The following is a 15,682-nucleotide window of genomic DNA, read 5'->3' on the forward strand; positions in this document are numbered from 1 at the left end:
TTTTTAGTTTCGCCTTCTTATATCGAAAATGAAGGAATTACGGTCGTGACTAAAGCAATCGTTAGGTTAGTTGACCAGCTAAAAGTACAGCAGGAAATCTTAGCTGAACCTATTTTTGAGAATTTCAGCAGTAAATTTATCAAACTGATCGAATAAGGAGGAAAACAGATGGCTGAAAAAATAAACAGTGAAACACTACAAGTGACTTCTTTTGATATCATTTTCCATAGCGGAAATGCACGGACACTGATACATGAAGCATTTCGCTCGATGCGTAAAGAGATGTTTGAAGAAGTAGAAGAGAAGTTGCGACAAGCAAATGAAGAGATTCTTCATGCGCATCAGTCACAAACTCAACTTCTGAAAGAATATGCCAGCGGGACAAAAATAGAAATGGAAATTATCATGGTCCATGCACAAGATCATCTGATGACGACGATGACATTATTGGAAGTTGCACAGGAAATGAATTATTTGTATCAAAAAAATAAATAGAAAGGAAGGATCATTGTGCAGGATACAGTAAAAAGGAAAATCGAATTAGAAAAAAAGCAACTTAGTTTGAAAAACATGTATTTCAATCGTTATCTAATCGTACGTTACCTGACTGCCTTTTTCTTTTTCATGAACATGCAATGGATGATTCTGCTTCTATCAGCTAAAAGTTTAGGAAGTAGTTTACCGATGATTCTGATTTTAGCTATTTTGCCTGCAGTAGGAGAACAAGTAAAGCTTTATCGAAAACACCAAACGAACGTTCCATGGACAAAGTGGTATTTTTTGTTCCAGAGTGTCTTTAATTTATTATTGATTCCAGTGTTGTTTACCTCAGGATTTACATTCTTGTATCCTTTTATGGCAAATAACAATGGAGGACAGTTATTTGTTTTCATTCTTGTTGTAAGCGGTATTTTTACCAGTGTATTTATACAGTATCGTTTAAAGAAAATTTCACTCAACCAAGACCAACAGTATATCCGTATTAAACAATATGAAAAAGCGTTATATTTAGGAAAGGAGAATAACTAATGTTTGATTTTTTGCAGAAATACCTGATGGGACCTATGGGGAAAATTGCGCAACTTAAAATCGTTCGGGCTGTCATGGCAGCGGGGATGGCTTCTATTCCTTTCACGATTGTAGGCTCGATGTTTTTGGTTTTAAATATTTTGCCATTACCGTTCCCATTTTTAGAAGGATTTTTTAATGCAACTTTTTTCAAAGTTAGTGACTTGTACATGATCGTCAATACAATGACGATGGGGATTTTATCTATTTACTTTGCCATTGTGTTTGCTTATGAATTAACGTCAATTGAACGAGATGAACAAAAATTAAATGTTAATCCGCTCACGGGGGCATTACTATCTGTTTTTGCATTCTTTATGTGTATCCCTGAATTGATCATGACTGATGGTAAAATCAGCTTGATTGCTTCTATCAATGAGACAGAAACTGTAGTAAATGGTATTAGGATGGGCTCTTTTGTCGAACGTTTAGGAACTTCAGGAATCTTTACAGCTATTATTATGTCGATTATTGCGGTCGAATTGTATTGTATGTGTGTCAAGAGAAATTGGGTCATAAAAATGCCAGATGTTGTTCCGCCAGGAGTTTCTCGTTCTTTCACTGCTCTGATCCCAACATTTGTCATTGCGTTTGTGGTGATGATCATCAATGGATTATTAGTTGCACTAGGAACGGATATCTTCAAAATGATTGCTATCCCATTTGGGTTTGTTACGCAGTTGACGAATACATGGCTTGGTGTCATGGTGATTTATTTCTTGATCCATGCATTGTGGATCGTAGGGATCCATGGAGCGAATATCATCACTTCTTTCTTGACCCCGATCGTATTAGCTAATATGGCAGCTAACGCACAAGGCGCAAATTATCCGTTGGCAGGAGAATTCAACAATTCTTATGTAACCGTTGGTGGATCAGGTGCGACTTTAGGATTGATCATCTTTATTGCATTCCTCGCGAAATCTGATCAGCTGAAAGTGTTAGGAAAAGCCTCACTTGTACCAGGATTATTCAACATCAATGAACCAATCATTTTCGGGATGCCAATCGTCTACAATCCCTATTTAGCGGTTCCGTTTTTCTTAGCTCCGATGGCTTCTGCTACACTCGCTTATTTTGCCATTCGGCTGGAAATCGTCAAACCGATGCTTGCACAGATGCCGTGGCCTTCACCAGTCGGGATCGGAGCATTTGTTGGTAGTGGTGGTGATTGGAAAGCGGCTGTGTTAGCAGTCATTTGTGCAATCATCGCATTCATTATCTGGTTCCCATTTATCAAATTCTATGATAATAAATTATTAAATGAAGAAAGAGAAAAGGCAGCAGAATTAGCTAGTGAAAAGTTAAAATGATTTCTAAGAAAAAAGGAACTGTGACAAAAAATCACAGTCCCTTTTTTTCTTAGAAATGGGAAACCACTAGTATATAAATACCATTATTCTTCAATCAACCGCTTCACGATTGCATAATCCCCTTCATAAGGTTCATCTACACCATTGATTTTTTGATAGGGATCCACGCCTTTTCCCGCAATAACGACTGAATCTTGCGGAGCGCTTTCTGCTAAAGCGCGTCGAATCGCTTCAGGACGATCCATTTCATAATGAACGATCAAATCTGGATTAGTAATTGCTTCATTGATTTCTTCCGCGATTTTTTTCGGATCTTCAAATGCTGGGTCATCTGCCGTCAAAAAGGCGATGTCAGCTGTTTCTGATAGCACTTTTCCAAAATCATGTCGACGGGAGATTGCTTTGTTTCCTGGGCTGCCTAATACAACAATTACACGGCCATCTGGATGTTCATTTTTGGCAAATTCCAGCAATGTTTTCAAGCTTAGATAATTATGTGCATAGTCCACATAGACATGCGCTCCATTGGATTGGATCAATTGATCCATTCGGCCTGGTACACGAGCTTCTTTTAATCCGTCTTGTGCATCTTGACTGGAGGCACCTGTTAGTGCTGCGGCAATGATCGCACTGGCTGCATTTTCTTGGTTGAATCCTCCAGCCAGCAAAATATCATAAGCAGTATCGCAGATAGCTAAGCGATCTTCATGAGAAGATAAAGTAAAACCGTGAGTACCTTTATCTGAACGGATCACTTGATAATTGCTTTCTTCCGAACGACCATAAGTGATCGTTGGAATCTGGAATAGATCGGCTGTTTCCCTAAGTAAATCAAAATAGTCACTTTCATGATTTAAAACAACTGTTTTTGAATTCAAGATCAATTGTCGCTTGCAATAGAAATAGTCATCAAATGTCGGATGTTCGATCGGACTGATATGGTCAGGCGAGATATTCAAGAAGATTCCGACATCTAAAGTCAAGCCGTATACGCGTTGTGTTTTGTAAGCTTGTGAAGAAACTTCCATCACTAGATGAGTCATACCATTTTCAACTGCTTCTGACATCATACGATATAAATCTAATGACTCAGGCGTTGTCAAATGGGATTTGAAATATGTTTTGCCATTTAACGTTGTATTCATAGTAGAAAGCAATGCTGTTTTTTTATTTGTTGTGTGATCCAAGATTGCTTTTGTAAAGTACGCAGCAGTTGTTTTACCTTTTGTTCCAGTGAATCCGATCACTTTCAATTTATTTTGCGGATAGTCGTAAAAAGCCATAGCAAGAAGCGCCATTGCTTTACGGATATCCGTTACGATGATTCCTACTGCTGAATTTTCGTATGGTTGTTCTGATACATAATATTGAATACCCTGTTCGATTGCTGAATCCAAATATTCTTCTTTGAAATTCATTCCTTTACAGAAAAACAAAGTAGAAGCATCAGCTTTTCTTGAATCATAACTTAACTGAAGAAATTCAGCTTTTTCTGGTACATCAAGATGCCAGCCTCTTGTTGAAACAAATTCTTTTAATAGATTTTCTTTTAATAGTAAATGACGGATGTCTTCTAAAGAGAAGCTCATTGATTGATCCCTCGCTTCATTCAATTTCTTGGTTTATTATAGCACACTCTTTTTAATATATCGTTTGTTTCCGCTATGACAAAATCCAGCTTTATTCAAATTTTCTTGACACAGGGGACAAGCGGATGAGTATTTTCATAAACAATGAACTGACTGTAATAGATAGGAGAATGAATAGTGTCTCCAACAATCCAAAAACATAATAATTCAAAAAGACGATAAGACTATTGGTAAGTAAAAGTCCTTGCGGCATTGGAAGTCGAAAAAATTTGTGGAAAATAATCGGCGGTATCGTTATACCGCCATTTGAGGCCCCGACTGTGTACAATGTGTAAACCCCAAGACTGAACAAAAGACTTCCTGAAATCAGTGAAAAGAAATGTGAGGAGATCATTTCCACTTTTGGAACAATCTCTAAAACAACAGGAAAAAGCAGACTTCCCGCTACAGTCTTAAAAAATACTGATTTTCCTAATAGGACAGCGGCTAGAAGCAGCATCATAAGATTGATGCTCCAAACAGTAACTGAGCGTTGGATAGAAAAGGCCGTTTCAACTAAATGTCCGATGGCGCCCACTCCGGCGGAAGCTATATCGTGAGGGAGCAAGAACCAATTCAATCCAACTGTGATAAAGAAAAGACCTAAAAATATAACGGGTAGTTTTTTTATTTCTTGTGTCATTGATATCTCCTATAAATGTTAGCCATAAAAGGCTGTATATTTCTTTACTTTACCAAAAAAACGAAACCGAATTCAAAAAAACGATTGTTCTTATAAAAGTTATATAAAATCGATTGCCAGTTTCTGTTTTACCAATTAAAATGATAGTAATGTTTTGTAGAAAGTTGGAATCTGACCGATGGATAATCAAAGAAAACCAGCATTAGATCAATTAACACCGCAAGAAAAAATGGCACGAGGCTCTGCTTGGATGACCGCCAGTAATATCATTTCAAGATTGCTAGGCGCTGTCTATATCATTCCCTGGTATGCTTGGATGGGCGAAAATGCTAAGGCTGCCAATGGATTATTCAATATGGGATACAATATATATGCATTGTTTCTACTGATCTCTACAGCAGGAATACCTGCTGCGATTGCAAAACAAACTGCACGCTATAATTCATTGAATGAATATGGCACTTCACGACGATTATTTATCCGTGCATTACAGATGATGGGCGGGTTAGGCCTATTGTTTGCTTTGTTCATGTACATCGCCTCTCCTTGGCTAGCCCATGCTTCTGGTGGCGGAGAAGAACTGATTCCAACGATGCGTTCTTTGAGTATCGCTGTATTGGTTTTTCCTTTTATGAGTGTGATACGAGGGTATTTTCAAGGCAATCAAGAGATGATGCCTTATGCGCTGTCGCAGATTGTAGAACAGGTGGCACGTATTTTTTATATGCTATTGGCTACATTCATCATCATGAAAGTCATGGATGGTGACTATGTGACGGCGGTCACGCAATCAACTTTCGCGGCATTTATCGGTATGCTAGCAAGTATTCTTGTCCTTTTGTATTTTTTGAAGAAACATCAAGCGTATACATCGGCGTTTATTCACTACAGCGAAAACAAAGTAAATATTGCAACGAAGGAATTGTTGTTAGATACCGTTAAAGAAGCGATTCCGTTTATTATTGTGGGTTCAGGGGTAACGATCTTCAAATTAGTCGATCAGTTCACTTTTATGAAGATCATGTCTGCATCCACCGAGTATTCCAATGCACAGTTACTGGATCTTTTTTCGATTTTTAGTGCCAATCCAGATAAGTTGACGATGGTAGTTATCGCATTGGCAACATCGATCGCGTCTACTGGGTTACCGTTGATTACAGAAGCTGTTACGTTGAAAGATCGAGTAGGTCTGGCAAAATTGACAAGCGGAAATTTACAGTTGTTTTCATTTTTTATGTTTCCGGCGACATTTGGTGTTATGTTACTTGCCTATCCGCTAAATACATTATTTTATACACCGGATTCTCTAGGAAGTAATGTACTGATCCAAGCAAGTTTTGTAGGACTCTTCCTAGGACTATATATGCTAGTTTCCAACATGCTGCAAGGAATGTTTGAAAACAAGGCGGCAATTAATTGTTTGGTTATTGGGTTTCTAGTGAAACTCCTTCTTCAATACCCAGCCATTCGTTTATTTGAAGTATACGGCCCTTTATTGGCGACAATGATCGGATTTGCTGTGTCTTGTACCCTGATCTTAAAGAGAATCCATGAAGTAGCCCGCTTTAAACCAAGTTTTGTCTGGCGCAGGACATTGCTGATCTTTATTCTTACCTTGATTATGCTTTTGGCTTCGTGGATCACAAAGATGATTTTTGGTGCTTTTTTAAACGAAGATAGCAAATTCCAGTCTCTATTGTTGATTCTTGTAGTAGCAGGTATAGGGGCTTTAGTGTATGGTTATTTAGCTTTGAAAATCCGCTTGGCAGAAAGACTACTAGGACCAGGAATAGCGCGTTTACGACATAAATTAAAAATAAAATAAGTGAATCAGAAGAGCTAGATTGATGCTCTTTTGAAATGGGGGAAACGCATGCGTTTAGATAAGTTTTTAGCAGATATGGGACTTGGCAGCCGCAAAGAAGTCAAAGGATTGATCAAAAAAGGAACGATCGAAGTCAATGGACAAGTGGTGAAAAGCGATAAAGCGCAAGTAAATGAATTCGAAGATGCGGTTACTTATTTAGGAGAAATCATTACGTATCAAAAAGATTTTTACTACATTTTGCATAAACCTGCAGGAGTCATTTCTGCTACTCAGGATAATCATGATCAAACCGTAATCGATTTATTGGAAGACCAGGATTATCGGGAAGATCTTTTTCCAGTCGGCCGATTAGATAAAGACACAGAGGGCCTCTTGATTTTAACGAATGACGGGGTGTTTGCCCATCAGTTACTATCACCTAAAAAACATGTGGAGAAAGAATATCTAGCTGAGGTTAGCGGTATAATGACAGAAGAAGATATCCGTTTATTTGCAGAAGGACTGATTATTGATGGCGATGAGCAGACATTGCCGGCAAAGCTCCAAATTGATCAAGTAGATCAAGAAACAGAAACTTCAATTATCCGTCTGATTTTGCATGAAGGAAAGTTTCACCAAGTTAAGCGAATGGTCAAAGCAGTAGGAAAAGAAGTCTTATATTTAAAAAGAATCCGTATGGGAAAATTTTGGCTGCCTAAAGATTTGAATAAAGGGCAATATCGACCCATGACCAAAGAAGAGCTAGAACAAGTGAGAGAAAAATAATTGAATGGATAGCTAAAAGAATAAGCAGAGTAGTTGTAGCGCCATCTGAAAAGCAGACTTGTCCGTCTGACTTTCGGATGGCTTTTTTGTGAAATTTCGGCTTATTTCCGTAGAAGCTACTTCTGGAAGACCGTTTGTTCGGAATAAGGGACTGTGACAAGACTTTTGTCAAAGTCCCCATTGTTCCTTGTGACTTAGAGTTAGATAGTAAGGACACGATCTCCCTAATACTCAGGCCAAAACGCTGAATTCACAACCTCTGATAAACGGTGTTCAATCAGCTGACCCTCGGTATTAGCTCAAAAAACGGCAAAATATGAGGAACTATTTTCCCGTTTTTTTCTCTAATACTCAGGACAAAACGCTGATTTCACAACCTCTCCTATACTTTGTTTCATTTTCCCTATACTTTGTTTATTTATTCTCATTATTGAAAGCGCTATAATTACGTTGCGAATGAATCGAAAGGGGTTTTTAGATGAAAAAACGAAAGGGGTTCAATCATTTTTTTATGAATCTATGGCGTTATAAAGCACTTGTCCTGATGGCTGTACCGGGTATGCTTTGGATGATTTTTTTCTTTTACATACCTGTAATGGCGAATGTCGTAGCATTCAAAAATTTTCATATTTCAGCAGATGGGTTCTTGGCTAGCTTGAGGGAAAGTCCTTGGGTGGGTTGGGAAAATTTCAAATTTTTATTTTCTTCGGATCAAGCATTTCTCATCACTAAAAATACAATTTTATATAATGTAGCATTTATCCTTTTGAATCTGCTGATCTCAGTCGTATTTGCAATCATTATGAGCGAGTTGAGAAATAAACGACTCGTTAAAGTTTATCAAACGATGTCCTTACTACCTTATTTTCTATCTTGGGTCATTATCAGTTACTTTGTTTACGCTTTTTTAAGTCCTGACAAAGGAATATTCAATCAGTGGATCACTGGACATGGAGGAGAAGCTGTCAATTGGTATAATGAACCGAAATATTGGCCGTTTATCTTGGTGTTCATTGGTACATGGAAAGGGATTGGTTATAACAGCATTATTTACTTTGCATCTGTTATGGGAATCGATCCGACTTATTATGAAGCTGCTATGGTTGATGGAGCTAGCAAATGGCAGCAGATCAAACATGTGACGATACCACAACTTATTCCACTAATGACGATTTTAACGATTTTAGCCGTAGGAAACATTTTCCGAGCTGATTTTGGCCTGTTTTATAACATTCCTAGGAATTCCGGTGCATTATATGATGTGACTCAAGTTTTGGATACGTATATCTACAATGGCCTGACATCCACAGGAGATTTTGGTATGACGGCTGCTGCAGGACTTTACCAATCAGTTGTCGGCTTTGTCTTGTTGATGATCACAAATACGATCGCCCGACGTTTTGATAGCGATTCTGCATTATTCTAAGGAGGAAAAAAATGAAAAAAAAAGAAAGTGGAGAGAGTCCAAGTCCGCTCTTTCAATAAGACGGCTAATTTTTTCTCTAATATAATGATTGCACTCTTTGCTATTTCCTGTATTTTGCCATTTATATTTGTTATCGCCATCTCTTTTACCGATGAGTCCATATTGTCGACTCACGGGTACAGTTTTTGGCCAGAAAAGTTCAGTATATTTGGTTATACGTACTTGTTCGACCAGATGCAGGATAAAATTTTCCAAGCGCTTTTCGTCACTGTACTTGTTACTGTTTTAGGTACACTGATCAATAGCACGGCTACTTCTTTATATGCTTATGCGATTTCACGGTCAAACTTTCCATTCCGTCGTTTTTTTACCGTTTTTTGTTTGATTACGATGTTGTTCTCACCAGGGATGGTGGCCAATTATCTTGTTATGACAAATCTTCTTCAGTTAAAAGATACGATTTGGGCATTGATCTTGCCAATGGCTGTCAGTCCCTTCAATATTATTGTGATGCGCACATTCTTTAAACGTTCGGTCTCTGATTCGATTATTGAATCGGCACGGATCGATGGAGCTAGCGAACTGCGAATATTTGTTCAGATCGTTTTACCGTTAGCTGTTCCAGGTATTGCGACAATCAGTTTATTTGCCGCATTGGGTTACTGGAATGACTGGTTCAATGCTTTACTATACATCCAAGATGATAAGCTAGTTCCACTACAGTATCTTTTGATGAAAATCCAAAGTAATATTCAATATCTGACACAAAATTCAGGAGCAGGAAGCCAATTGACAGGCGGATTAGCCTCAGTTCCAGGAGAATCTGCCAGAATGGCGATCGTAGTCATCTCGACGTTGCCTATTGCGATCAGCTATCCATTTTTCCAGAAGCATTTTGTCAAAGGTCTAACAATCGGCGGAGTAAAAGAATAAAGAAACAAAAATATAAATCATAAAATTAGTAGGAAGAAAAATGAAGTTATGGAAGAAACTAGCCTTTACAGGTGTTTCAGCGTTGTTGTTGGGAACATTAGCAGCATGCGGAGGTTCTGGTTCTAAAGACCAGGCAGAAGCTAGCAATTCGGACACTTTGCAGATGTATCAAATCGGAGATAAACCAGATAATTTCGATCAATTGATGGAGGTAGCAAACAAACGAATCGAAAAAGAGATCGGTGTAAAAGTCAATATCAATTACATTGGCTGGGGCGATTACGAAAAGAAAATGAACGTCATCATTTCTTCCGGGGAAAATTATGATATCGCCTTTGCGAACAACTATGTTTCCAATGCCCAAAAAGGAGCCTTTGCTGATTTGACTGAATTAGCGCCTAAGTACGCTGAAAAAGCTTATAATGATTTAGATGAAGCATATATTAAAGGAAATCTGGTCAATGGAAAATTATATGCTTTCCCAGTCAATGGAAATGTCTTTGTTCAACAAGTACTTACTTTTAACAAAGCTTTACTAGATAAATACGATCTTTCAATTGATGGAATCCAATCTTACGCTGATGCAGAAAAAGTCTTGAAGGAATTCCATGAAAAAGAACCAAACACGGCAGCTTTTGCCATTGGACAAGGCTTCAAAGTCCAAGGGAACTTTGATTATCCTTTAGGGAATACGTTACCGTTTGCTATTGATCTGGATGGAGATGATTCGAAAATCATCAACCAATACGATAATGAAACGTATATCGGACTGTTACGTACAATGCATAGCTGGTACAAACAAGGACTCATTCCAAGTGACGCTGCAACGAGCAATAAGGATTATCCACTAGAAGGAAATACTTGGCTAATGCGTGGAGAAACACAAGGACCGTATGATTATGGCGATACGATTTTGACAAATGCAGCAAAACAAGAACTTGTTTCAAAAGCAATTACTGTTCCACTAAAATCTACAGCTCAAGCACAAATGGCAAATTTTGTCGTATCAAATACTTCAAAAAATAAAGAAAAATCAGTAGAACTTCTAGGGCTGCTTAACAGTTATCCAGAATTATTGAATGGGCTTGTTTGGGGGATCGAAGGAGAAGCATGGGAAAAAGTCGATGGTTCAGATGATAAAATCAAATTGCTAGATGGTTATCAGCCAAATACACATATGTCTGCTTGGAATACAGGAAACAACAAGATTCTATATACACAAGAGTCTATTACGGATGACATGATTGCCAAACGTGATCAATCGATTGCTGATGCAGAAACTTCACCGATTTTAGGATTCAGCTTCAACACTGACAGTGTCAAAACAGAATTAAGTAATATTTCTAATGTCATGAATCAATATTTAGATGGATTGAATACAGGGACTGTTGATCCAGATGAAACATTACCGAAATTGAAAGACGCTTTGGACAAGGCTGGCTATGATAAGGTATTGAAAGAAATGCAAAAACAATATGATGAGTTCCGACAAGAATAATAATGAATAAAGACAAAGGGGTTGTGACAAAAGACGTGTCACAACCTCTTGTTCCGAATAAACGGTGTTCAAAAGCCAGTTTCTCGGTATTAAGCTAAATTTATGTAAAAATGTGGAAAGCCATATTCACAAAATTTTTCTTACTACTCGAAACTAAGCGGCTATTTCACAACCTCTTGGTAAACGGTGTTCAATCAGCTGATCCTCGGTATTAGCTCACAAAACGACAAAATATGAGGAACTATTTTTCCGTTTGTTTCTCTAATAATCAGGTCAAGGTGCTGATTTCCCAACCTTTTTTTGTATAATGAGAAAGTATAAACTTAATGTTTGGAGGAGAAGATATGTTAGGGAAGGTTTTGGAAGAGTTATTTATCCGGATCTGGGTCGTTATAAAACTAACCTTGTATTTCTGGATATATACATTTGCCGGCGGGATCATCTTTGGATTAGGTGCGGCATGGAAAACAGTCAATGAACTATTTTATTTGTACGGATTCGAGTATAAAGAAATCACAATAAAAAGAGGCTGGAATATATATAAAAGAAATTTTTTAAGAGGCAATCTGCTATTTAGTTTATTTTTATCTGGTACTGCTTTATTGAGTTACAATTTATATTTATCTGTTCAAATCAAAGGGCTCATTTTTTTAGCTATTGATTTTATTTTACTTTTTGCCTTGCTCTGCCTATTTGCTACTTATCAATACAGTATGATTTTAGATAGTGAATATACGATCTCTGTTCCTAATCTGCTAAAGCTAAGTTTTATTTCGGTTTTTTCCAGCTTTTCGTCTTTTCTAAAAATAATTATTGGTAGCGGTATAATTTTAGGCGTGACTTGGCAATTCAAAGGATTGATCCTGTTTGGTGTCATTGGTCTTTTGACAGTTTGGAATGGTACGATGACAACACACTGGCGTGAAGAATTAGATAAACAGTTGGAAAGTTATGAATAAGTTTCGGATTCTATTTTCAAAAGGAACCTTACTCAATCGTCTGTTGCGGAAATACGCGGTTATCATGATCGGTGTAACGATGACTGCTACCGTTATTTTTAGTATCCATACTTGGGAACAAAATCAAAAACAGGCAGAAAACATGACAAGTGATGCCGTTCAAAGCACAAGCAGAATGCTGAATGATAAAACAACCTTGAGTAGGATCATCAAAAACCAGCTTGTAGGGAATTCCGAAAAGATCGAAAATGTGACGACCTACTTAACAAAACCCATAGATCAGTATCTGATGTATGTATACGAACAGCAAAACAGTACCGATGAATTAGTTTCTTTCCCAAATCAAATCAAAGATCTCTACGCAAATTATGAAGAACTAAGTGCGATATATATCGTGTTGAATCAACTACCGGAGTATTATGAATCTTCTAGAGAAAACAAAGGTGGGGAAATAAAAAAGGGGACACCAAAATTACTAGACGCTTTTTATATCAAGTTGCCTATCACACAAGGAGGAGCTGAGTCAGGAAGTATTTTTATTGGTTTTCAAAAGAAAGAACTAGATATGATTTTAGAAAATCTAACGTCATTCAATGGACTCTCTTTATACATGATTTCTGGAACGACAAATCGACTATACACATTCCATGATAATAAAATAGCTAAAGAAACGTTTGAAAGACAAGAAATGATCATCACAGAGAGTCTGCAGAAAAATTCACAATTGCCGATTGACGATCTGGAAAAAAACAATTTTGTTCAACACCAAGAACTGTCTGATGATTATCGTATATTAGCTGTACTAGATAAAAAAAGTGTAAAAATCGAAACGGGAAAAAATCTTGCCCCGCTGATCATTGGTATCATTATTTTAGACAATATATTGCTTATCTTTCTTTATAAAACATTCAAGCGATATTCACAGCAAGTATCTATCGTCATGCAGGCCATGGATCAAACAGCAGCAGGGAATTTAGAGACGCGGATCGACATAACAAACACGGAATATGAACTGAAGGAACTTTCAATCGGTATCAACGAAATGTTGGATAGCATCAATCAGTTTGTAGAAGACATCTACAAATTAGAAATCAAACAGCAAGACGCACATATGCGGGCGCTTCAAGCACAGATCAATCCACATTTTTTATATAATACATTAGAATATATCCGAATGTATGCAATCAGCGAAGGAAGTGAAGAATTAGCAGATGTTGTATATGCGTTTTCCGCTTTGCTTCGAAACAATACGAATCAAGAGAAAACGATCACTTTAAAAGAAGAACTGGACTTTTGCGAAAAATATGTCTATTTGTATCAAATGCGTTATCCTAATCGAGTAGCCTATCATTTTATGATCGATCCTGATTTGGAAAAGATCGAAGTACCTAAATTTGTGATCCAGCCATTAGTTGAAAATTATTTTAAACACGGTATTGATTTTACTCGATTCGATAATGCGCTAAGTGTCAAAGTCTTGCAGGAAGGCAAACGGGTAAGGATCATCATCAAAGATAATGGAAAAGGGATGACTGAAAAACGGCTAAAACAGGTGGAAGAAAAACTGTCTCATCCTAAAGTGGAACTTCACGGATCTATCGGTCTGCAAAACGTGAATGAACGTTTACGTGCCAGCTTCGGCAGCAGTTATTATATGTCGCTTGAGAATAATGAGACAGGTGGACTGACCGTTTCTATTACATTCAAGGAGGGATGAGCGTGTATCAAGTGTTATTGGTAGATGATGAATACATGATTTTGAATGGGTTAAAAAAGATAATTGATTGGCAAAGTTTAGGCTTTCAAATAGTAGCAACAGCAGAGAATGCCAAAGAAGGACTAGCTGTACTTGAACAGCGACAGATTGATTTAGTAGTAACGGATGTGACAATGCCAGAAATAAATGGACTGGAATTTATTGAAGCGGCTCAAAAAGAACGTCATAATTTTGAATTTATGATTTTATCAGGATACCAAGAGTTCGATTATTTGAAAGGAGGTATGCAATTAGGCGCCGTGAATTATTTGATGAAACCCGTGAATAAGTTCGAATTGGTTGAAAGCCTCAAGAAAATCAAAACACGGTTAGATCAGCAAAATGAACAAAAAAATCAACAAGAAATCTATCAAGAACTGTTATTCAGTCAATGGTTGAATGAAGAATTGGATGAAATAAGTGAAGAAGAAATAATAGGACAAATAAGTGAGAAGCAACATAGGATAGTATTGATTCAACTGGCAAGAACTCATGATACTCTTATCAATAGATGGTTGCAAGAACGGCAACAAATCTTTTACTATCAACGAAATTACGGAGACCGTGTATTGATCACGTTGTTGTTGGAGGCAGATGAAGTTGATGGCTTCTGTTGTTTTGTTCAAGAAAACTTTCCTGATCAGGAATGGCTGATTAGTATCGGGGAAGAGACAGATTTTTTGGACAAAATCCCTGAAACATTCCAACAAGCGAAAGACAATCTACAGTTGCATCAATTTTATGGAGATAAAGACGAGCATGTTTTTTACGCAGTACAAGCAGAAACAAAAGATCAAACCATCGATTTTTCAAGTTTCAGACGCGTGCTACAAAATAAACAATTGGAAGTCGCTCAAAAAATGATCACTGATTTTTTTGAACAGTTTCAGTTAGCAGCCATGATGCCGGAAGATATACGATATTCCAGTTTTTTACTGTTTATGGAGATTCAACGGGAATTGATTGATCTGGAAGATGAGGAATATTTACAAGGAATCGAAAAAATCCATCAGGCAAAAACGGTGCAAGAACTTCAGCAGCTACTTCTGTCATTCATCAAAAAGTATCAGAGACAGAAAAAGTACAGTGACAATGTGGAAAAAGTAATCGTAATCCTGCACCAGCATTATCAAGAACCACTTACACTCAAAGAAGTGTCAGAAAACCTGCATTTAAATGTCATGTATCTAGGACAGCTGTTCAAAAAAGAAACGAAAAAAAGTTTTTCAGCTTATTTGAACCATTTACGTATGGAAAAAGCGAAACAACTGCTTTTGCACAGTAATCAAAACATCAATGAGATAGCAAGTGAGATTGGCTACAACAACACCACGTATTTCTCTAAATTATTCAAGAAAATCGTCGGCAGATCCCCTAAAGAGTACCGAGAAAACAGTGGAGAATCATAAAAGAAAAAGCCAATGTAATGAAATAACTTATAAAAAATTGTCTAGAAATCTAATTTTTGGCTGTTCTTATTACTTGAGGCAAGGCAGCTTTTTCACGACCTCTCGATAAACGGAGTTCAAAAGCCAGTTTCTCGGTATTAAGCCAAATTTATGCAAAAATGTGAAAAGCCATTTTCACAAAATTTTTCTTAATACTCGAAACTAAACAGCTTTTTCACGACCTCTCCACTAAACGGTGTTCAATCAGCTGACCCTCGGTATTAGCTCAAAAAATGGCAAAATATGAGGAACTATTTTGCCATTTGTCTCTCTAATACTCAGGTCAGAACGCTGATTTCACAACCTCTCAATAAACGGTGTTCAAAAGCTTGCATCTGCGGTAATAAGACCAACCAAACGAAAAATATGAGGAGCTATTTTTGCTTGGTTGTTCTTATTACTTGATGCAGGGCAGCT

At 37.3% G+C, this 15,682-nt stretch carries 13 protein-coding genes; 11 read left to right on the forward strand and 2 right to left on the reverse strand.

Annotated elements, in window-relative coordinates:
- Positions 1–168: 168 nt before the first annotated feature.
- The 3 genes from RG571_RS07835 to celB are packed head-to-tail and all read left to right on the forward strand — an operon-like array spanning position 169 to position 2,381.
- Entirely contained in the window at positions 169–495 is a 327-nt protein-coding gene (locus tag RG571_RS07835; protein WP_002285954.1) for a PTS cellobiose transporter subunit IIA, read from the forward strand.
- A 15-nt stretch (positions 496–510) separates the two neighbouring features.
- Positions 511–1,029: a hypothetical protein gene (locus tag RG571_RS07840; protein ID WP_002297723.1), complete on the forward strand. Its 519-nt coding sequence runs from the start codon at positions 511–513 to the stop codon at positions 1,027–1,029.
- Positions 1,029–2,381 (forward strand): PTS cellobiose transporter subunit IIC, encoded by a 1,353-nt coding sequence (celB, locus tag RG571_RS07845; protein WP_002285961.1) that lies wholly within the window; start codon positions 1,029–1,031, stop codon positions 2,379–2,381. Before RG571_RS07840 ends, celB begins: the two co-directional genes overlap by 1 nt.
- 83 nt (positions 2,382–2,464) lie before the next feature.
- On the opposite strand, the gene RG571_RS07850 is transcribed toward celB, so the two are convergent.
- Complete coding sequence (locus RG571_RS07850; RefSeq protein WP_002297725.1) at positions 2,465–3,970, reverse strand: UDP-N-acetylmuramoyl-L-alanyl-D-glutamate--L-lysine ligase; 1,506 nt, start codon at positions 3,968–3,970, stop codon at positions 2,465–2,467.
- Between the two features lie 91 nt (positions 3,971–4,061).
- Positions 4,062–4,652 carry a YitT family protein gene (locus RG571_RS07855; protein ID WP_308947593.1) on the reverse strand — a complete coding sequence of 197 codons (591 nt, stop codon included), beginning with the start codon at positions 4,650–4,652 and terminating at the stop codon, positions 4,062–4,064.
- Positions 4,653–4,830: 178 nt separating this feature from the next.
- Here RG571_RS07855 and RG571_RS07860 point away from each other — a divergent pair, with 178 nt between their 5' ends.
- The 8 genes from RG571_RS07860 to RG571_RS07895 all read left to right on the forward strand — a co-directional run bounded on the left by RG571_RS07860 (position 4,831) and on the right by RG571_RS07895 (position 15,226).
- Complete coding sequence (locus RG571_RS07860; RefSeq protein ID WP_114635043.1) at positions 4,831–6,477, forward strand: polysaccharide biosynthesis protein; 1,647 nt, start codon at positions 4,831–4,833, stop codon at positions 6,475–6,477.
- A 48-nt stretch (positions 6,478–6,525) separates the two neighbouring features.
- Entirely contained in the window at positions 6,526–7,245 is a 720-nt protein-coding gene (locus RG571_RS07865) for a pseudouridine synthase (RefSeq protein WP_002285969.1), read from the forward strand.
- 478 nt (positions 7,246–7,723) lie between these two features.
- Entirely contained in the window at positions 7,724–8,671 is a 948-nt protein-coding gene (locus RG571_RS07870; RefSeq protein ID WP_002285971.1) for a sugar ABC transporter permease, read from the forward strand.
- Between the two features lie 27 nt (positions 8,672–8,698).
- Positions 8,699–9,604 carry a carbohydrate ABC transporter permease gene (locus tag RG571_RS07875; RefSeq protein WP_002319765.1) on the forward strand — a complete coding sequence of 302 codons (906 nt, stop codon included), beginning with the start codon at positions 8,699–8,701 and terminating at the stop codon, positions 9,602–9,604.
- Between the two features lie 40 nt (positions 9,605–9,644).
- Positions 9,645–11,102 (forward strand): ABC transporter substrate-binding protein, encoded by a 1,458-nt coding sequence (locus RG571_RS07880; protein WP_114635045.1) that lies wholly within the window; start codon positions 9,645–9,647, stop codon positions 11,100–11,102.
- A 344-nt stretch (positions 11,103–11,446) separates the two neighbouring features.
- Positions 11,447–12,061 carry a DUF624 domain-containing protein gene (locus RG571_RS07885; protein WP_002297732.1) on the forward strand — a complete coding sequence of 205 codons (615 nt, stop codon included), beginning with the start codon at positions 11,447–11,449 and terminating at the stop codon, positions 12,059–12,061.
- Complete coding sequence (locus RG571_RS07890) at positions 12,054–13,778, forward strand: sensor histidine kinase (protein ID WP_002339906.1); 1,725 nt, start codon at positions 12,054–12,056, stop codon at positions 13,776–13,778. The genes RG571_RS07885 and RG571_RS07890 overlap by 8 nt, the downstream gene beginning before the upstream one ends.
- Entirely contained in the window at positions 13,775–15,226 is a 1,452-nt protein-coding gene (locus RG571_RS07895) for a response regulator transcription factor (protein ID WP_114635047.1), read from the forward strand. The genes RG571_RS07890 and RG571_RS07895 overlap by 4 nt, the downstream gene beginning before the upstream one ends.
- The last annotated feature ends 456 nt before the right edge of the window (positions 15,227–15,682 follow it).

Origin of the sequence: Enterococcus sp. FR204 (assembly GCF_031143325.1) — a bacterium.
In the GTDB taxonomy this organism is placed as follows: Bacteria; Bacillota; Bacilli; order Lactobacillales; family Enterococcaceae; genus Enterococcus_B; species Enterococcus_B faecium.

Excerpts from the sequence above, each read along its gene's own strand:
- RG571_RS07850 (WP_002297725.1), bottom strand. The coding sequence starts at position 3,970 with ATGAGCTTCTCTTTAGAAGACATCCGTCATTTACTATTAAAAGAAAAT.
- RG571_RS07870 (WP_002285971.1), top strand. The coding sequence starts at position 7,724 with ATGAAAAAACGAAAGGGGTTCAATCATTTTTTTATGAATCTATGGCGT.
- RG571_RS07835 (WP_002285954.1), top strand. The coding sequence starts at position 169 with ATGGCTGAAAAAATAAACAGTGAAACACTACAAGTGACTTCTTTTGAT.
- RG571_RS07885 (WP_002297732.1), top strand. The coding sequence starts at position 11,447 with ATGTTAGGGAAGGTTTTGGAAGAGTTATTTATCCGGATCTGGGTCGTT.
- RG571_RS07855 (WP_308947593.1), bottom strand. The coding sequence starts at position 4,652 with ATGACACAAGAAATAAAAAAACTACCCGTTATATTTTTAGGTCTTTTC.
- celB (WP_002285961.1), top strand. The coding sequence starts at position 1,029 with ATGTTTGATTTTTTGCAGAAATACCTGATGGGACCTATGGGGAAAATT.
- RG571_RS07865 (WP_002285969.1), top strand. The coding sequence starts at position 6,526 with ATGCGTTTAGATAAGTTTTTAGCAGATATGGGACTTGGCAGCCGCAAA.
- RG571_RS07860 (WP_114635043.1), top strand. The coding sequence starts at position 4,831 with ATGGATAATCAAAGAAAACCAGCATTAGATCAATTAACACCGCAAGAA.
- RG571_RS07895 (WP_114635047.1), top strand. The coding sequence starts at position 13,775 with ATGAGCGTGTATCAAGTGTTATTGGTAGATGATGAATACATGATTTTG.
- RG571_RS07880 (WP_114635045.1), top strand. The coding sequence starts at position 9,645 with ATGAAGTTATGGAAGAAACTAGCCTTTACAGGTGTTTCAGCGTTGTTG.
- RG571_RS07890 (WP_002339906.1), top strand. The coding sequence starts at position 12,054 with ATGAATAAGTTTCGGATTCTATTTTCAAAAGGAACCTTACTCAATCGT.